Source organism: Nesterenkonia sandarakina, assembly GCF_003003175.1.
Lineage (GTDB): Bacteria > Actinomycetota > Actinomycetes > Actinomycetales > Micrococcaceae > Nesterenkonia > Nesterenkonia sandarakina_A.
Map to the genome: position 1 here is coordinate 55844 of NZ_PVTY01000004.1, position 17005 is coordinate 72848.

A 17005-nucleotide genomic window follows, 5' to 3' on the forward strand; every position below is an offset into this window, starting at 1 on the left:
TCACCTCAGGACGCGCCAGACACGACGACGGCGCCCGCCCACCTGGTCCACGGTGTCTTCCGTGGTGGAGGTGGGCAGGCGCCGTCGTGCGCTGGAACGTCAGGCGCTGGGACTCAGCCTGATGGAGTCCCAGGTGTCCACCAGATCAGGCGTTGTCATCCTCGAGGATCAGCGGGTAGACGCCGTTCTCGTCGTGGACCTCGCGGCCGGTGACCGGCGGGTTGAAGACGCAGACCACGCGGATCTCCTCTTCCACCTCGACCCGGTGCTTCTCCTGGCCGTCGAGCATGTAGAGGAAGCCATCGGTGATGGTGTACTTCTCTCCGGTCTCGAGATCGGTCAGCGTGCCCTTGCCGCCCACGCAGTAGACGGCTTCCACGTGGTTGGCGTACCAGAACTCATTCGTGGTGCCGGCGTAGAGGGTGGTCTCATGCAGCGAGAAGCCGACCTTCTCCTTGGCCAGGACCATGCGCCGTGAGCGCCAGTTCTCCTGCTGGATGTCGCGGTCGGTGCCGTTGAGGGCGTCGATGTTCAAGGTGTACACGCAGATCTCCGATCAGTGGCGTCTCAGGTTGCGGGGACGAAGGGCTTTTACCGGGGTGCTCGCAGGCGGGAGGGCTCTGAGAGGTTGCCGGTGGCCGCGAGGAGGGACTCCTCGATGATGGCCAGACCCTTCTGCAGATCTTCGGACTCGATGTTCAACGCGGGCATCAGCTTGATGACCTCGTCCTGCGGTCCGGAGGTCTCCACCAGCAGATTACGCTTATACGCCTCGGCTGCGACCTTGCCGGCCGTGTCGGGGTTGGGGAAGTGGATGCCGGTGAGGAATCCGCGGCCCCGGATCGAGGAGCCGGGGACGTGCTCGGCGATGCGCTTGAGTCCCTCGTTGAGCTCGGTGATCCGCTCGGCGAGCTGGTTCTGGAAGCTGTCGTCGGCCCAGAAGAGCTCCAGCGCCCGGGCGGCGGTGACGAACGCGAGGTTGTTCCCGCGGAAGGTGCCGTTGTGCTCGCCGCCCTCCCAGACGTCGAGCTCGGGCTTGAACAGGGTCAGCGCCATGGCCAGGCCGTAGCCGGAGATCGACTTGGACACGCAGACGATGTCTGGGTAGAGGCCAGCCTCTTCGAAGGAGAAGAACTTGCCGGTGCGGCCGCAGCCTGCCTGGACGTCGTCGACGATCAGCAGGATCTTGTGCCGGCGCAGCAGGTCGGAGAGCGACTTGAGCCAGTCCATCCGAGCGGCGTTGAGCCCGCCCTCGCCCTGGACGGTCTCCACGATCACCGCGGCAGGCTTGTCCACGCCGGAGCCGGAATCCTCGAGGATCTTCTCCAGCCACAGGAAGTCAGGCATGTCGCCGTCGAAGTAGTCGTCATAGGGGATCTTCGAGGAGTTCGTCAGCGGGATGCCGGCGCCGCGGCGCTTCATCGAGTTGCCCGTGACGGACAGGGCGCCGAGGGTCATGCCGTGGAAGGCATTGGTGAAGGAGAGGATGTGCTGGCGGCCGGTGACCTTGCGCGCGAGCTTCAGCGCCGCCTCGACGGTGTTGGTGCCTGTCGGGCCGGGGAACATCACCTTGTAGTCCAGCTTGCGCGGTTCCAGGATGATCCGCTCGAAGGTCTCCAGGAAGCGCCGCTTGGCGGGGGTCTTCATGTCCATGGAGTGGGTGACGCCGTCGTTCGCGACGTAGTCCACGATCAGATCGCGCAGCTCGGGGTGGTTGTGTCCGTAGTTCAGCGCGCCGGCCCCGGAGAAGAAGTCCAGGTAGCGGGTGCCGTCCTCGGTCCACTGGTACGGGCCTGAGGCCTTGGCGAAGGTGGCGGGCCAGTTCATGCAGTAGCTGCGGACCTGGGATTCGCGTGTGTCGAAGATATCTGTAGCCATGGTGCTCATCTGTCCTTACGTTCCGGGGAAGTCGGGTGGATATTCACTCAGAGCGACGGCGTGGCCGCCTGGGGCTTCTCAGCTCAGCGGGTGCACCGTCAGGGTGCGTGCGGGGGAGGTTCTCAGCTCAGCGGTGCCACGGTGTAGAGGTCCTCGGCGGCATGGACCTCGCCGGATTCCTCGGCTGAGGGGAAGACGGCCTCGTCGAACAGTGCCGTGGTGGTGATCTCGGCGTTCTTGTCTCGTGCGAGACCGGTGAACAGCGCGATCGAGGCCGCATTGTCGGAGGTGATGGTCGTCTCCAGTCGGTGCGGGGCGGCCGAGTCCACCAAGGTGCCGAGCATGCGGGAGGCCAGTCGGCGACCGCGGAAGCGGGAGTCGACGGCGACCTGCCAGATGAAGAGGGTGCCGGGGTCGCTGGGGCGCCGGTATCCGGAGATGAATCCGGCGGGCTCTCCGTCGACCTCGGCGATCACCGAGGTCTCGGCGAAGTCCCGGGCCCACAGGATGTAGGCGTACGGGGTGTTCACATCCAGCACGCCGGTTCCGGCGGCGAGCCTCCACAGGGAGGTGCCGTCGGCCACGGTGGGCGTGCGAATCTCAACTCGTTCCGAGCCCGTGGAGGCATCGGCGGAGTTCTGGGCAGGGCTATCTGCAGTATCAGGCATCGGTCTCCACAGTAGTGAGCCAACATTGAGATTCAACCGAGAACCTCGCGAACGGGGGGTGAAATCGCGGGTTGGAGAGGCCGGAAAAGTTTAGGCCAGAAGTTATCAGCGACGACGCATGCCAGAGGCGGCAAGGGCAAGCGGCCATCGACGACTTCTTCCGGCGGAAATATCTTGAATGTAATCATCATGTGATTGATTTAAGGATAACTGGAATATCTGGAAGTGATGCGGCCCATGCTCAGCGCCCGCAGTGAGGGTGCTCAGGTGGAGCTAAGGTTGCTGTGATGACTACCCACAAGAAGAGCCGCCTTCCCGGTTTCGGATGGACGCTCCATGGCGATGGCAAGACGGTCCGACCGGGCGCGGTGGTGACCCCCGACGAGCGGCTGGGCTGGCTGCAGACCACCGGGGTGGGGATGCAACACGTGGTCGCGATGTTCGGGGCCACCTTCCTGGTGCCGCTGATCACCGGCTTCCCACCCTCGACCACGCTGTTCTTCTCAGGTGTCGGAACCGTGCTGTTCCTGATCATCACGGCCGGACGCATCCCCAGTTACCTGGGTTCCTCCTTCGCCTTCCTTGCCCCGGTCGGCGCCGCCACGGCGCAGTACGGCATGTCAGGCGCGCTGGGCGGGATCTTCCTGGCCGGGCTGGGACTGGTGGTGGTCGGACTCATCGTGCACTTCGTGGGCAGCCACTGGATCCAACGGGTGATGCCGCCGGTGGTCACCGGCGCGATCGTTGCGCTGATCGGACTGAACCTCGCCCCGGCGGCGTGGAACAACGTGGATCAGGCCCCGGTCACCGCCACGGTGACCATCGTGTCGATGCTGCTTGCGGGCGTGCTCTTCCGTGGCCTGCTCGGTCGGCTCTCGATCCTGCTCGGCGTCGTCGTGGGCTACGTGGTGGCCGTGGTGCGCGGGGAAGTGGACTTCTCCGGCATCGGCTCCGCCGGATGGGTCGGGCTTCCGGAGTTCACCACCCCGACCTTCCACATCGGAGTGCTCGGTCTCTTCATCCCGGTGGTGCTCGTGCTGGTGGCCGAGAACGTCGGGCACGTGAAATCGGTGGCGCTGATGACCAAGCGGGATCTCGACCCGGTGACCGGGCGCGCGCTGATGGCTGACGGCGCCGCCACCATGCTGGCCGGCGCCGGCGGCGGCTCCGGCACCACGACCTACGCGGAGAACATCGGCGTGATGGCGTCCTCACGGGTCTACTCCACCGCCGCCTACTGGGTGGCCGGGCTCTTCGCGATCGCGCTGGCGCTGCTGCCGAAGGTCGGAGCGCTCATCGCCACCGTGCCGGTGGGCGTGCTCGGCGGGGCCGGCACCGTGCTCTACGGGATGATCGGCGTCCTCGGGGTGCGCATCTGGGTGCAGAACCGCGTGGACTTCGCGAACCCGATCAACCTCGCCGTGGCCGGAGTGCCGCTGGTCATCGCGATCGCCAACTTCACCATGGTCTTCGGCGAGATCGTCTTCGAGGGCATCGCGCTCGGCAGCTTCGCGGCCCTTGCCATCCATCACGTGATGAGCGCGATCGCGCGTTGGCGCGGCACTGACGTCGGCTTCGCCACCGACGACGCCGACGCCCTGGCGACTCCGATAAATGCCGAGGACCTGGCCGCCCAGGCCCGTGACGAGCAGCCCCGGGGCAACCCGGAACATCGCGAGCCCTAGGTTGCGGAGCGGCATCATTTCGCTGTGAGTTCCCTGGAAAGTGCCTTTTCGGGGCGACAGTGCCCAGCGTGGTCGGTAGCGTGACAAGGGACTTGTCCGCCGACGAAAGGAGTCACCTATGGGACTCGATGACAAGACGAGCAACAAGACCGAAGAAGCCACCGGCTCCGCGAAGGAAGGCTTTGGCAAGCTGACCGGCGATAAGGAGACCCAGGCTGAAGGCAACAGTCAGAAGACCCAGGCGAAGGCCAAGGATGCCGCCCAGGACGTGAAGGACAGCGTCAAGGGCTTCGCCGAAGGTCTCAAGAAGAACAACTGAATCTGATCCAGTGCTGCTCCGCTCACCGCGGAGCGCCGCTGAGAGATTCCCGGCGCCGGGTTCGAGAAATCGGCCCCGGCGCCGTCGTGTGCGGACATCGGTGCGTGAGCACCTCAGTGCACCTCGGGGCGCTGCTGGCCGCTCACGCCTGCGTGATGGTCGCAGCCAGGGCGAGCAGCTGTTCCTCCGCGCCGACACGACCGATGAGCTGGATCGACCAGCTCAGGCCCTCGGCGTCGGTATGGGTCGGAACGTTGATCGCCGGCAGGCCCATCACGTTGACCACTGAGCTGTACGGGGTGAAGCAGCACTGTTCCCGATAGTTCTCCTCCGGGTCCAGGCTGGCGAACCATCCGATCTCCGGGGGCGCGTAGGCCAGCATCGGTGTCGCGAGGACATCCCATGGACCCAGGAGGGTCTCGGCGTCGGTCGCGAAGTCCTCCAGGGCCGCGATGGATTCCTGTGTCTCGCGCTCCGGCCGGCGCTTCGCCAGTTCGATGAAGTAGCGGGTCAGCGGGGCCATGGCGGCCAGCTGTTCGGCGGGCGGGTCCAGTTCGCCGAGCGGGGAGGTCCACAGCGCCTGGAAGTCTCGGTGGTAGCCGGCGGGCCAGAAGGCCTCGGTCCCGGTGCAGTGACTGCTGCCCTGCAGGATGTGGCCGCGCTCCTCCAGCAGCGCGAGCCCCTGTTCCAGCGCGAGGACTGCAGATTCCGCGAGGACGATGTCCAGCTCCGGGGAGAAGGGAGACTCCGTGATCACTCCGATGCTCAGCTGGTCCAGCCCGTGGTTCAGCGCCGCGCGCACCTGAGCAAGCGCGGGACCTTCCGGCAGACCGTCGCCGGCCTCCGAGGGGCGGAAGCGGTGACCGGCCATCACGTCGAAGAGCAGGGCCGCGTCCTCGGCGGTGTGAGCAATCGGTCCTGAGACGGCCAGGTTGCGCACGCCTACGAGCTGATTGTCATCCGGGAGCCGTCCGCGCCCAGGTTTCAGGCCGACCAGTCCGCAGGCGGCGGCTGGGATGCGGACGGATCCGCCGCCGTCGCTGCCCGGGGCCATCGGGAGCATGCCGGCCCCGACGGCAGCCGCTCCACCTCCGGTGGATCCGCCCGCTGTGCGGGCCGGTGCCAACGGGTTGCGAGCGGCGGGGCCGAGCTCGTTCTCCGAGTAGCAGGGCAGTCCGAACTCCGGGACCTGGGTCTTGCCGATGCTGATCATTCCGGAGCCATGGACGCGCCGGGCCAGCGGATGATCGTGGGCCGGTGTGCTGGGGGGCAGGGCGGCCGTCCCGCGGGTGGTGGGCATCCCCGCGACGTCGAGAAGATCTTTGAATGCGGTGGGCAGTCCGAGCAGCGGGGCGCGGGCCGCGAGCTCCGTCATGGCGGCGCTGCGGGACGCTCCGGTGCGGGAGTCCAGCACCGCTCGCCGCACCTGGTCGATCTCCGCGGCCCGTGCCAGTGCCGACTCGGGATCCAGATGCAGGAAGGCGCCGAGCTGGGACTGGGATGTGGCTGCGGTGATCGCGGTGGTGGTCAGCTCCACCGCAGAGACCTCGCCGGCGACGAAGTCACGGCGCCACTGCACCGCGCCGGCAGCGCGGAAGTCGATCATCGGCGATGCCGAGTCCGGGACGGGTGCTTCGACGAGCGGGGCGGGATCAGCTGCATGCACCATGGGCTCACTCTATGCGGACCGAACTTGGCAGGCGATAGTCTTGAGGGCGCACCGGAGAAGTCCCCACCGCATTGAAGGAGGCCGCAGATGGCAGATTTCGAGACCGTCCGCGCCGCAGACGTCCCCGCCGACGGCGCCCTCTTGGACGTGCGGGAGGACTACGAGTTCGCCGAAGGGCATGCTCCCGGCGCGCTGCACATCCCGGTCGAGCAGATCCCAGCGCGGTTCGAGGCCGAACTTGATCCGGATCAGGACTACTACGTCATCTGCCGCACCGGCGGTCGAGCCGTGCAGATCACCGCCTGGCTGACCTCCCAGGGGTATTCCGCAGTCTTCGTCGGTGACGGCATGGGCGGCTGGCTCGAGGCCGGGCGCCCGATGGAGTCCTCCACCGGCGACGCGCCCCAGGTCCGATGAGCCCCTCCGTGAACCCTGCTGCGCAGTCCGGTCTCGATGCTCAGACCTACTCCTTCCTCGGTCCCAGCGGCACCTTCACCGAGGCCGCCCTGCTGCAGGTCCCCGGGGCCGAACAGGCCACCAGGGTCCCCGCCGGGTCGGTGCTGACTGCGCTGAACATGGTGGAATCCGGGGAGGTCGACGCCGCGATGGTCCCCATCGAGAATTCGGTGGAGGGCGGGGTCACGGCGACCCTGGATGCCATCTCGGTCGCGCATCAGCTGCACATCCTGCGTGAAGAGCTGGTGCCGATCAGCTTCGTGCTCGCCGCGGCGTCCCCGCTGACGCCGGCTCAGATCCGCAGCGTCTCCACGCACACCCACGGCTGGGCCCAGGTGCGCCGCTGGGCCGAGTCGGCGATCCCCGGGGCGGAGTTCGTCCCCGCCTCCTCCACGGCGGCCGCTGCCCGCGGACTGCTGGAAGAGACCCCGGTGGCCGATGCGGCCGTCTGTTCCCCGCTGGTCGCCGAGCAGCTCGGTCTGCACGTGATCCAGCACGGCATCGAAGATGTGACGGGCGCGGTGACCCGGTTCGTGCTGGTCTCCCGACCCGGGATCATCCCGGCGATGACCGGTGCGGACAAGACGACGATCATGATCCCGCTGCCGCAGGACCGGGCAGGAGCCCTGATGGAGCTCCTGGAGCACTTCGCGACCCGCGGGGTGAACCTCTGTCGGATCGAGTCCCGGCCCACCGGTGATGGTCTCGGGCAGTACTACTTCTCCATCGACCTGGAGGGGCACATCGATGAGGCGCGCGTGTCCGATGCGCTCGCCGGCATCCACCGGATCGCTCCGGGCATCCGGTTCCTCGGCTCCTACCCCCGCGCGGATCGCAAGCCTCAGCAGCCCGCCGCCGAAGTCTCCGATGAAGCCTTCACCGCCGCTGCCGCGTGGATCAGCTCGCTTGAGACACGCGTAAGAGAGCCCGGCGCGGGCCCCGCCCCTCGGCGAAGCCGTGGGGTGGGAGCCGGGTGAACGGGATCAGCCTCGCTTGAGACACGCGTAAGAGAGCCCGGCGCGGGCCCCGCCCCTCGGCGAAGCCGTGGGGTGGGAGCCGGGTGAACGGGATCAGCCTCCTGGAACATGTGTCAAAAAGTCTCCACTCCTGATCGAATGCCATGTGAGCCTTGACACAATGGTGGTCAATTTTTTAGTCTCCTGGTAATACAAAATAGTGGTGCGGGTCACATCTGCGCTTCCGAGGGCGGCATAAATGCTGGCCAGCGGGATGCGCCAGGATCGTCTCACCCAAGTCACCTTTTTGTATCGCGGCACACGCCGCCGTCCATGCACGTCAATGGCGACAACGAGGAGAATGCATGTTCACCCGATCGAACCGACGAACATTGACCGCCGCGGTGGTCTGTGCGGGCGCCCTGGCGCTCGGCACACCTGCCATGGCCGGCGCTGCGCCTGGCCCGGCACAACAGTCCGGCGTGCTGTCCGCCGATGCGGGCATCAGCGCCAAGGCCGGCGACAAGGCAGGCCAGAAGTCCAACGGCCGCCCCGACCATGCGGGGCAGCCCGGCAGGCCCGATCACGCAGGCCAGCCCGGGCCTCCGGACCATGCCAACGGCAAGGGGAAGGGAAACGGCAAGGGCAAAGGTCATGGCAATGGCGGGGGACAGGACGCCCCCGAGCAGACGCAGTGCCAGTTCGCCCCGGAGGGAGGAGCCGTCGAGGGCTCCTGGGATCGCGACACCTTGGCCGGCGTCGCCCCTGACGACCTCCGGATCGGCAACATCGCGGCGGGCGGCGGACATCACTCCGACGCCGACTACCCAGACCCGTTCCCCTCGGACCCTGAGTACCGGGAGCACATGGCGCAGGAGTATTCCTCACTGACCCACGAGAACTACCTGAAGTGGGAGTTCGTGCAGCCGGAGCAGGGCGTCTACGACTTCGAACAGGCCGACGCCGTGGTGGCCTTCGCCGAGGCCAACGGCATGGACCTGCGCGGACACGCGCTGTCCTGGCATTCGCAGAACCCGGACTGGCTGGAGGAGGGTGACTTCTCCGAGGCGGAGCTGCGCGAGATCCTCGAAGACCATGTCCGCACGGTGGTCTCCCGCTACGCCGGGTGCATCGACCAGTGGGACGTGGCCAATGAGATCTTCCAGGACGACGAGGCAGCCAGCATCCGGGACAGCGAGAACATCTGGATCCGCGAGCTCGGCCCCGAGATCCTCGATGACGTCTTCACCTGGGCGCACGAGGAGGATCCTGACGCGCTGCTGTTCTACAACGACTACAACGTCGATGGACTCAACGCCAAGGCGGACCGCTACTACGACCTGATCAGCGATCAGCTCGAGCGTGGCGTGCCGGTGCACGGATTCGGCGCCCAGACCCACCTGTCCATGCAGTACGGATTCGACGACACCTACCAGGAGAACCTCCAGCGCTTCGACGATCTCGGTATCCACACCGCGGTGACCGAGATCGATGTGCGCGGCGTCGTCGACGAGAACGACCGCATGTCACCGGAGGATCGGGCCGGTGCCGCGGAGCGCTACGCCACGGTGCTGCAGGCCTGCCTGGATGTGAGCCTGTGCAACTCCTTCACCATCTGGGGAACCCTGGACGATCAGAGCTGGGTGCCCAACACGTTCCCCGGCGAGGGTGACGCGACGGTGCATGAGGGCGACTACGAGCGCAAGCCCACCTACTGCATCGTCCAGCGCACGCTGGTCGAACATGCTGAGGGTGCGTCTGCCTGGGAGGACGACGCCAGCTTCGAGGAGTGCCGCGGCATCCTTGACGCTGCCGGCATCTGATCCACCCAGGTCAGCGCAGCTGGCCGCTCCACCCGGGGCCCCGGGGAGCCGATCAGGCTTCCTGGGGCTCCTTGGTGATCCGACCCTCGGTGAGCACAGGGCCGCCAGCCTGATCCGTCGGCTGGTCTGACTCGGCGTCGTCGTCGGCGGCCTCGAGATCCTGGATGCCGCGGACGGAGACGCCGTTGACCACCAGGGCGTGCGGGCGGACGCGCGCAGAGACGCTTATGACTTCGCCCACGGCGTCGCCGTCGATCTGGAACGGCATCGGCTCGTCCATCGTGACCGTGGCGCGCTTGGCCTGGCGCACGGTCATCACCGGGATGTCCGCGGCGAAGCGGGTCACGGTCTTCGCCATGATCCTCGCCCAGTCCCACGCGTGGCGGGGACTGAAGAGGACCGCGTCCATGTGGCCGTCGTCGAACTTGGCCGAGGGCACCAGGACCATGCCGGCCTGCAGCGAACCGCAGTTGGCCAGCAGCACCGAGCGCACCCGGTGTGAATGGGCCTCGCCGTCGTCGACCGTGATGGTGATGCTGGAGCGCGCGCCCATGATGTGGCGCAGCCCCGCCTCGCCGTAGGCCAGCCAGCCGGCGCGCTGCTTCAGGGCATCCCGAGTGTCGCCCATGACCTCGGCATCGAGGCCTCCGCCGGCGATGACCAGGGAGATCTCCTCCTCGGTGCTCCCGTCGGGGCGTTCCAGGGTCAGGTCAAGGGTGTCCACGCGGTGGCTGCGGCCGTGGATCGCTTCATCGACGCAGGCCCGCAGATCCTGGAAGGGCAGCCCGACATTGCGGGCGAAGAGATTTCCGGTGCCCAGCGGCACGATGCCCAGCGCGGTCTGCGTCCCGGCCAGCTCGGCGGCCACGGCGCGCACGGTGCCGTCGCCACCGGCGGCGATGACCGTGGTGGCGCCCGCCTTCAGCGCCCTCCTGGTCATCTCATGGCCCGGATCCTCTGCACTGGAGGCCATCACCAGCGGTGCCCGCATCCCGGCGCGGGAGCAGGCCGAGTGGATCTGGCGCACGACGTCGTCGGAGGAGTCCTTGGTCGGGTTTACGACCACGGCCACCAGGCGGCCCGGCGCCTCGGCCGCCGCCCCACGCTCCGCCGGCTTGGTCTCGAGCTCCTGGGTGAGTTCCGCGGTGCGGCGCCGCAGCCGCTGGTGCGCGAGCCCCAGCCAGACCACGACGACTAACAGGATCGCGGCAAGAGCGAGCGAGGTCCAGAGGAGGGCGCTGAGCGTTTCAGTAGTCATCATCGCCAGTCTACTGCGGCGAGTTCCCGGGGCCGCGGGTGCCCGGCGGGAAGGAGCCGCGCCGTCTGCGGGCGCGACCTGGACCTCGAGGCGCCGCTCAGCGCCGGTGGCGATAAGCTGGGGGACGTGATCGACATCAAGGACCTCATCGAGAATCCCGAGAAGTACCGGGCCAGCCAGCGTGCACGTCAGGCGGACGAGTCCGCTGTGGACTCGCTGATCGACGCGCAGCAGGCGCGCAGCGCCGCCATCACGCGCTTCGAGACGCTGCGCGCGGAGCAGAAGTCCTTCGGCAAGAGGGTCGCGCAGGCCGCCGGGGAGGAGAAGCAGCAGCTCCTCGCCGAGGTCAAGGAGCTCTCGAACCAGGTGAAGGCCGCCGAGGCGGAGTCCCAGGAGGCCGAGGAGCGGCTGCGCCGAGTCCAGGGCGCCTTCCCCAATCTGATCCACGACGGGGTCCCCGCCGGCGGCGAGGATGACTTCGTCGTGCTGCGCGAAGAGGGTGCTGCCCGCGACTTCGTCGCAGAGGGCTTCACGCCCAAGGACCACCTCGAGCTCGCCGAGTCCTTCGCCGCCCTCGACATGGAGCGCGGCGCCAAGGTCTCCGGGTCACGGTTCTACTTCCTCAAGGGCATCGGGGCGCGCCTGGAGCTGGCCATGATGCAGATGGGCATGGACCAGGCGGTCGAAGCCGGCTTCACTCCGATGATCACCCCCACCCTGGTGCGCCCGGAGACCATGGCCGGCACCGGATTCGACGTAGAGCACGACGACGAGATCTACCGGCTCGAGCGCGACGACCTCTACCTGGTCGGCACCTCGGAGGTCGCGATCGCCGGATATCACTCCGACGAGATCCTCGACCTCGGCAAGGGGCCGGAGCGGATCGCCGGCTGGTCCACCTGTTATCGCCGCGAAGCCGGCTCCCACGGACGCGACACCCGCGGGATCCTGCGCGTGCACCAGTTCAACAAGCTGGAGATGTTCATCTTCTGCACCGCCGAGGAGTCCGCCGCCGAGCATGCCAAGCTGCTGGCCTGGGAGGAGCAGATGCTGCAGAAGATGGAGCTGCCCTACCGGGTGGTCGACATCGCCGCCGGGGACCTGGGCCTCTCGGCCGCGCGCAAGTACGACTGTGAGGCGTGGGTGCCCTCGCAGCAGACCTACCGCGAGCTGACCTCGACCTCTGACTGCACGACCTTCCAGGCGCGTCGGCTCAACATTCGGGAGCGCACGGTCAAGGAGGACGGCTCCAAAGGCCCGACGACGCCGCTGGCCACGCTGAACGGAACGCTGGCGACCACGCGCTGGCTGGTGGCCATCCTGGAGAACCACCAGCAGGCCGATGGCACGGTCCGGGTGCCCGCCGCGCTGCGTCCCTACCTCGGAGGCCTGGAGGTCATCGAGCCGGTCGCGTGAGCAAGCTCAACTGAGGATAGGCTCATCTGCCTAGCCAGCGCTTTTCTGAATCATTAGTATCAAGAAGGTCGGCGCCGAACAGCGCCAATTGCCTCAACAGCACAAGGAGTGTCACATGACTCAGAAGTACTCCGACTACACCGCACCAGGTCTCGCGCAGGAGAACGGCCATGAGATCGCCGGCCTGCTGCAGAGCCGCCTCTACGCCCTGAACGATCTCCACCTCGCGCTCAAGCACGTGCACTGGAACGTCGTGGGCCCGAACTTCATCGCGATCCACGAGATGCTCGATCCGCAGACCGAGGTCGTCCGCGGCTTCGCCGACGAGGTCGCCGAGCGCATCGCCACCCTCGGCGGATCCCCCTCCGGCCTCAGCGGCGAGCTGGTCGCCAAGCGCCACTGGGAGGACTACCCGCTCTTCAAGGCCGACGGCGCAACCCACCTGGCCGAGCTCGAGAAGGTCTACGACGGGGTCATCGGCGATCACCGCGATGTGCTCAACAAGGTCGGCGAGCTGGACCCGATCACCGAGGACCTGCTCGTCGGGCAGGTCAAGGAGCTCGAGCTGTTCCAGTGGTTCATCCGCTCACACCTGGACAAGGCAGGCTCCGCCTCCTGATCGACTGATCCAGGGTGATCTCGAAGAGCCCCCCGTCAGCACCTCGCCGGTGCCGACGGGGGGCTCTTCTGCGCCGCCTGGCGAGCGGACGGCTTGAACAGATGTATTTGACGTTTGTTCGGCGCGACGTAGCATGGAGTCAGACCCCAGGGACCAGTTGAGGAGACACCATGAAGAGTCAGTTTCGCATCGTCATCGGCAGCGATGAGGCCGGATACTCCTATAAGGACGCGTTGAAGGCCGATCTGGAGGCCGACCCCCGGGTGTCCGAGGTGATCGACGTCGGAGTCGGCGACGACTCAGACAAGACCGCGTACCCCAACATCGCCGTGGCCGCAGCAGAACACGTCGCCTCGGGGCGAGTCGACCGCGCCCTGCTGATCTGCGGCACCGGACTGGGTGTGGCCATCTCCGCCAACAAGGTCAAGGGCGTGCGCGCGGTCACCGCCCATGACGCCTATTCGGTGGAGCGGGCAGTGCTCTCCAACAACGCGCAGGTCCTGTGCATGGGTGAACGCGTGATCGGCAAGCAGCTCGCGCGGAAGCTCGTGGACGAGTGGCTCAAGCACGAGTTCGACCCCTCCAGCGGATCGGCCGAGAAGGTCGGTGCGATCACGCGCTACGAGGACACCGGCAGCTGCTAGCTAGAGCTGACGATCCACTGCGCGAGCAGTGGACTCATCGGTCACGAGGATGTTGAACCAGCCGGCATTGGCGGCTGCGATGATGCTGGGCGCCTTGTGGGCGCCCACGGCCGCGGCGATCCGCGTCGGGACCGCGCGCAGCGTCTGACCGGGGACCCGGACCATGCGTTCGCTGCCCGGGAAGGTGACCTCATTGCCCTGCGGGTCATAGAACGCCAGACACACATCGCCGATCGACTTGGCCAGGTTCGGGTGATGCCGAGGCACCGATTGAGCGATCGAGTTCCGTGACAGCGGTGCTGCGCCGATGCCCACCAGTGCCACCTTGGCCGAGTTCCAGTCGGCCACCACCTGTCGGTACCCCGGGTCATCCTGCAGGGCCGAGAGCAGCGCCTCCGAGGGCATCGAGGGGGCGAACAGGTAGTGCGGATAGCCGCCTGAAGTGGCCGCGAAGGCGCGGACCACCTCGTTGGTCTGGTGCCACGGGTCAGGTTCGGCCTGCCCGCCCACAGTCGGTGCCACCACGACCCCGGAGAAGTTCCCGAGACGCTGCTGCGCCAGCGCGTAGGTGGTCTCACCGGATGCCAGCAGCAGCACGTCGCCGGCGCGGAGATTCGCTCCGGCCAGGGCGGCCCGGGTCACCGGACCGAGGCCGAGTCCTACGCGCTGGGACTGATCTCCCGGGGCCAGGTGCACGCCGTCCAGACCCAGCTTGGCCTTGAGCCGCTCACTGAGCTCATCCATGCCCGTCGAGGCGGGCCGGTGCACGCGGATCTCCACGATCCCCTGTGACCGCGCCTCAGCGAGCATCCGGCTGACCGACGGGCGCGAGATCTTCAGCTGCTCCGCCACCTCGGCCTGCGTCGCACCCTGCTCGTAGTAGAGCTGAGCGGCGCGATAGAGCCGTTCGAGCTCGGACGTGCTCGCGGCCGCCTCCTTCATGACCTCAGTTGGCTCCATCGAAACATCGTATCTGGCGTCGCCCGACGAATCCGACGCAGGAGTGGTGCCGATCACGTCATCTGCTCTAGTGTGGCCTCAGCACATATGTCAGCGAACATCTGTACCGCCGGTCTCCGGAGGGCAGATCCGGGACCACGAGGACAGACATGACCTACCTGCTCAACTCAGCATCTGATTTCTCCCACGAGGCGCTGCTCGGCTTCGCCGCCGCCAACTCCGCGTACGTCACAGCCGTCCACGGCGGCGTCGTGCGTTCCACCGAGACGCCTGAAGGTCAGCCGGCGCTCGTCATCGGCGGCGGCTCCGGGCACTACCCGGCATTCGCCGGCTGGGTAGGCCCCGGCATGGGCCACGGCGCACCCTGCGGCAACATCTTCTCCTCACCCTCGGCCTCCCAGGTCTACTCCGTGGCCCGCAACGCCGAGAACGGCGGCGGCGTCATCATGGGCTTCGGCAACTACGCCGGAGACGTCCTGCACTTCGGCGCCGCGGCCGAGAAGCTGCGCGCCGAGGGAGTCGACGTCCGGATCATCCGAGTCAGCGACGACATCGCCTCCAACACCCGGGAGAACCACCGCGACCGGCGAGGCATCGCCGGTGACCTCCCGGTGTTCAAGATCGCCGGGGCGGCCATCGAGGCCGGGGCCGATCTCGATGAGGCTGAGCGCATCGCGTGGAAGGCCAATGACGCGACCCGCTCCTTCGGGGTGGCCTTCGACGGCTGCACCCTGCCCGGCGCCGACGAGCCGCTGTTCCACGTCCCCGAGGGCACCATGGGGGTCGGGCTCGGCATCCACGGCGAGCCCGGCATCCGCGACATCCCCATGGGGACGGCGAGCGAGGTCGCGGACCTGCTCTTCGAGGGGATCATCGAGGAAGCCCCCCAGGAGCGCTCCGGTCGGGTGGCTGTCCTGCTCAACGGTCTCGGCCGGGTGAAGTACGAGGAGCTCTTCGTCGTCTACCACCGCGTCGCCGAGCGCCTCTCCGAGGTCGGACTCACCGCCGTCGCGCCAGAGGTCGGCGAGTTCGTCACCAGCCTGGACATGGCAGGACTCTCGCTGACCCTGGTCTTCCTCGACGAGGAGCTCGAGCAGCACTGGAGCGCCGCCGTGGACACCCCCGCCTACCGCCGCGGCGAGCTGCGCGACCTGTCCGCCCACGCCGACCGGGCCCCGCGCACCGAGTTCTACACCCCCGGTGCGGAACAGGTGCCCGAGGCCTCGGCGGAGTCCCAGGCCGGCGCCGGCTCCGTGCAGGAGATCATCGAACTCTTCGCCGAGGTCTGTGCCACCCACGAGGCCGAACTGGGCCGTCTGGACGCCGTCGCAGGAGACGGCGACCACGGCCAGGGCATGGTGCTGGGCACCCGAGGCGCTGTGGAAGCAGGGAACAAGGCGCTGACACGCGGAGCCGGAGCGCGGACGCTGCTGGTCCACGCCGGCACCGCCTGGGCCGAGGCCGCAGGCGGCACCTCCGGTGCGCTCTGGGGTTCGGCGCTGACCGCCGCCGGACGGGCGCTCTCCGATTCCGCCAGCCCCGACGAGGCTGCTGGTGTGGAGGCGCTGCTCAATGCCGTCGAAGCGGTCCAGCGGCTCGGCGGCGCGCAGCCGGGGGACAAGACCATGGTCGACGCCGCCGCACCCTTCGCGCAGGAGCTGCAGAAGCAGTTCCAGGCCGGAGGAGGACTCGCCGCTGCGCTGACCTCGGCCGCCGAAGCCGCCACCGAGGCCGCGGCATCCACCGCGCAGCTCAAGGCGCGCCTCGGGCGCTCCCGCGTGCTGGGTGAGAAGTCACTGGGCACCCCGGACCCCGGTGCCACCTCCTTCGCGCTGCTGATGACCGCGCTCGCGCAGCGCCTGGAGTCGGTGGCCCGATGACCCGCTGGATCGGCACCAGCTGGAAGATGAACAAGACGGTGGCCCAGGCGCGCGACTACGCGCGGGGGCTCCGTTCAGCGCTTGAGCAGCGGCCTGAGCTGCTGGCAGGGGTTCAGCCGTTCATCATTCCGCCGCACACCGCGCTCACGGCCGTGGCCGAGGAGCTCGGACCTGAGTCTGCCAGGACGGTCCGCCTCGGTGCGCAGAACGCCCACTGGGAGGACGACGGCGCCTGGACCGGGGAGATCTCCGTGCCGCAGGTCGCCGACGCCGGGGCGTCGCTGGTCGAGATCGGGCATTCCGAGCGCCGCGAACACTTCGGCGAGACCATCGAGACCACCCGGCTGAAGGTGGCAAGCACGCTTCGGCACGGGCTGATCCCCCTGCTGTGCATCGGCGAGCCTGCCGAGGTCCAGAGCCGCGGCGAGACCGCCGACTACCTCCTCGACCAGGCCCGCGGCGCGCTTCGAGACCTCTCCGCCGACCAGCTGAGCCAGGTCCTCATCGCCTACGAGCCCATCTGGGCCATCGGCGCGCAGGGCCGTCCGGCCACGGTCGCGGAGCTGCGCGAGCCCTTCGAGGTGCTCAGCCGCGAATACGGCGGACGCGTCCAGGCGCTGCTCTACGGCGGCTCCGTCTCCACGGACAACGCCGCACAGCTGCTCGAGCTCGCGGGCGTCGAGGGGCTCTTCGTCGGCCGCGCCGCCTGGACTCTCGAGGGCTATCTGAATCTTCTCGAGATCGCCGCCGAGGCCTCAAAACCATAGGTCAGCG

At 67.8% G+C, this 17005-nt stretch carries 16 protein-coding genes; 10 read left to right on the forward strand and 6 right to left on the reverse strand.

The window, feature by feature from the left end; genetic code table 11:
• Positions 1-145: 145 nt before the first annotated feature.
• The 3 genes from BCL67_RS04135 to ectA form a co-directional block, all read right to left on the reverse strand.
• Positions 146-544, reverse strand: coding sequence for an ectoine synthase (locus tag BCL67_RS04135; protein WP_106122196.1), 399 nt, complete (start codon positions 542-544; stop codon positions 146-148).
• A 47-nt stretch (positions 545-591) separates the two neighbouring features.
• A complete protein-coding gene (ectB, locus tag BCL67_RS04140) occupies positions 592-1878 on the reverse strand; it encodes a diaminobutyrate--2-oxoglutarate transaminase (RefSeq protein WP_106122349.1) in 1287 nt (428 codons plus the stop codon).
• Positions 1879-2000: 122 nt separating this feature from the next.
• Positions 2001-2546 (reverse strand): diaminobutyrate acetyltransferase, encoded by a 546-nt coding sequence (gene ectA / locus BCL67_RS04145; RefSeq protein WP_106122197.1) that lies wholly within the window; start codon positions 2544-2546, stop codon positions 2001-2003.
• Between the two features lie 287 nt (positions 2547-2833).
• Between ectA and BCL67_RS04150 the strand changes: the two genes are divergently transcribed.
• Complete coding sequence (locus BCL67_RS04150) at positions 2834-4231, forward strand: uracil-xanthine permease family protein (RefSeq protein ID WP_106122198.1); 1398 nt, start codon at positions 2834-2836, stop codon at positions 4229-4231.
• A 118-nt stretch (positions 4232-4349) separates the two neighbouring features.
• The gene (locus tag BCL67_RS04155) at positions 4350-4550 is read left to right on the forward strand and encodes a CsbD family protein (RefSeq protein ID WP_106122199.1); all 201 of its coding nucleotides are present in this window, start codon (positions 4350-4352) and stop codon (positions 4548-4550) included.
• Positions 4551-4692: 142 nt separating this feature from the next.
• On the opposite strand, the gene BCL67_RS04160 is transcribed toward BCL67_RS04155, so the two are convergent.
• Positions 4693-6219, reverse strand: a complete 1527-nt coding sequence (locus tag BCL67_RS04160) for an amidase (protein WP_106122200.1) — start codon at positions 6217-6219, stop codon at positions 4693-4695.
• A gap of 87 nt (positions 6220-6306) precedes the next feature.
• Here BCL67_RS04160 and BCL67_RS04165 point away from each other — a divergent pair, with 87 nt between their 5' ends.
• The 3 genes from BCL67_RS04165 (at position 6307) to BCL67_RS04175 (ending at position 9454) form a co-directional block, all read left to right on the forward strand.
• Positions 6307-6636 (forward strand): rhodanese-like domain-containing protein, encoded by a 330-nt coding sequence (locus tag BCL67_RS04165; protein ID WP_106122201.1) that lies wholly within the window; start codon positions 6307-6309, stop codon positions 6634-6636.
• A complete protein-coding gene (gene pheA, locus BCL67_RS04170; RefSeq protein WP_106122202.1) occupies positions 6633-7652 on the forward strand; it encodes a prephenate dehydratase in 1020 nt (339 codons plus the stop codon). Before BCL67_RS04165 ends, pheA begins: the two co-directional genes overlap by 4 nt.
• Positions 7653-7996: 344 nt before the next feature.
• Positions 7997-9454, forward strand: a complete 1458-nt coding sequence (locus tag BCL67_RS04175) for an endo-1,4-beta-xylanase (RefSeq protein WP_258174748.1) — start codon at positions 7997-7999, stop codon at positions 9452-9454.
• A 52-nt stretch (positions 9455-9506) separates the two neighbouring features.
• Here the strand turns inward: BCL67_RS04175 and BCL67_RS04180 are convergent, their stop codons facing one another.
• Positions 9507-10712 (reverse strand): diacylglycerol/lipid kinase family protein, encoded by a 1206-nt coding sequence (locus BCL67_RS04180; protein WP_181255878.1) that lies wholly within the window; start codon positions 10710-10712, stop codon positions 9507-9509.
• A gap of 126 nt (positions 10713-10838) precedes the next feature.
• Here BCL67_RS04180 and serS point away from each other — a divergent pair, with 126 nt between their 5' ends.
• From serS to BCL67_RS04195, 3 genes are all read left to right on the forward strand, one after another.
• Entirely contained in the window at positions 10839-12128 is a 1290-nt protein-coding gene (serS, locus tag BCL67_RS04185) for a serine--tRNA ligase (RefSeq protein ID WP_106122204.1), read from the forward strand.
• A gap of 115 nt (positions 12129-12243) precedes the next feature.
• Positions 12244-12747 (forward strand): Dps family protein, encoded by a 504-nt coding sequence (locus BCL67_RS04190; RefSeq protein ID WP_106122205.1) that lies wholly within the window; start codon positions 12244-12246, stop codon positions 12745-12747.
• Between the two features lie 170 nt (positions 12748-12917).
• Entirely contained in the window at positions 12918-13391 is a 474-nt protein-coding gene (locus tag BCL67_RS04195; protein WP_106122206.1) for a ribose-5-phosphate isomerase, read from the forward strand.
• Here the strand turns inward: BCL67_RS04195 and BCL67_RS04200 are convergent, their stop codons facing one another.
• The gene (locus BCL67_RS04200; RefSeq protein ID WP_181255879.1) at positions 13392-14351 is read right to left on the reverse strand and encodes a sugar-binding transcriptional regulator; all 960 of its coding nucleotides are present in this window, start codon (positions 14349-14351) and stop codon (positions 13392-13394) included. It abuts the gene before it with no gap.
• 149 nt (positions 14352-14500) lie between these two features.
• On the opposite strand from BCL67_RS04200, the gene BCL67_RS04205 reads away from it, so the two are divergent.
• Together BCL67_RS04205 and BCL67_RS04210 are read left to right on the forward strand one after the other, a co-directional pair.
• Positions 14501-16231: a dihydroxyacetone kinase family protein gene (locus tag BCL67_RS04205; protein ID WP_106122207.1), complete on the forward strand. Its 1731-nt coding sequence runs from the start codon at positions 14501-14503 to the stop codon at positions 16229-16231.
• A complete protein-coding gene (locus tag BCL67_RS04210) occupies positions 16228-16998 on the forward strand; it encodes a triose-phosphate isomerase (protein WP_106122208.1) in 771 nt (256 codons plus the stop codon). Before BCL67_RS04205 ends, BCL67_RS04210 begins: the two co-directional genes overlap by 4 nt.
• The last annotated feature ends 7 nt before the right edge of the window (positions 16999-17005 follow it).

Bases quoted from the DNA above. Each gene is read 5' to 3' on its own strand.
- ectB (WP_106122349.1), bottom strand. From the start codon at position 1,878: ATGGCTACAGATATCTTCGACACACGCGAATCCCAGGTCCGCAGCTAC.
- ectA (WP_106122197.1), bottom strand. From the start codon at position 2,546: ATGCCTGATACTGCAGATAGCCCTGCCCAGAACTCCGCCGATGCCTCC.
- BCL67_RS04150 (WP_106122198.1), top strand. From the start codon at position 2,834: ATGACTACCCACAAGAAGAGCCGCCTTCCCGGTTTCGGATGGACGCTC.
- BCL67_RS04155 (WP_106122199.1), top strand. From the start codon at position 4,350: ATGGGACTCGATGACAAGACGAGCAACAAGACCGAAGAAGCCACCGGC.
- BCL67_RS04160 (WP_106122200.1), bottom strand. From the start codon at position 6,219: ATGGTGCATGCAGCTGATCCCGCCCCGCTCGTCGAAGCACCCGTCCCG.
- BCL67_RS04165 (WP_106122201.1), top strand. From the start codon at position 6,307: ATGGCAGATTTCGAGACCGTCCGCGCCGCAGACGTCCCCGCCGACGGC.
- pheA (WP_106122202.1), top strand. From the start codon at position 6,633: ATGAGCCCCTCCGTGAACCCTGCTGCGCAGTCCGGTCTCGATGCTCAG.
- BCL67_RS04175 (WP_258174748.1), top strand. From the start codon at position 7,997: ATGTTCACCCGATCGAACCGACGAACATTGACCGCCGCGGTGGTCTGT.
- BCL67_RS04180 (WP_181255878.1), bottom strand. From the start codon at position 10,712: ATGACTACTGAAACGCTCAGCGCCCTCCTCTGGACCTCGCTCGCTCTT.
- BCL67_RS04190 (WP_106122205.1), top strand. From the start codon at position 12,244: ATGACTCAGAAGTACTCCGACTACACCGCACCAGGTCTCGCGCAGGAG.
- BCL67_RS04195 (WP_106122206.1), top strand. From the start codon at position 12,918: ATGAAGAGTCAGTTTCGCATCGTCATCGGCAGCGATGAGGCCGGATAC.
- BCL67_RS04200 (WP_181255879.1), bottom strand. From the start codon at position 14,351: ATGGAGCCAACTGAGGTCATGAAGGAGGCGGCCGCGAGCACGTCCGAG.
- BCL67_RS04205 (WP_106122207.1), top strand. From the start codon at position 14,501: ATGACCTACCTGCTCAACTCAGCATCTGATTTCTCCCACGAGGCGCTG.
- BCL67_RS04210 (WP_106122208.1), top strand. From the start codon at position 16,228: ATGACCCGCTGGATCGGCACCAGCTGGAAGATGAACAAGACGGTGGCC.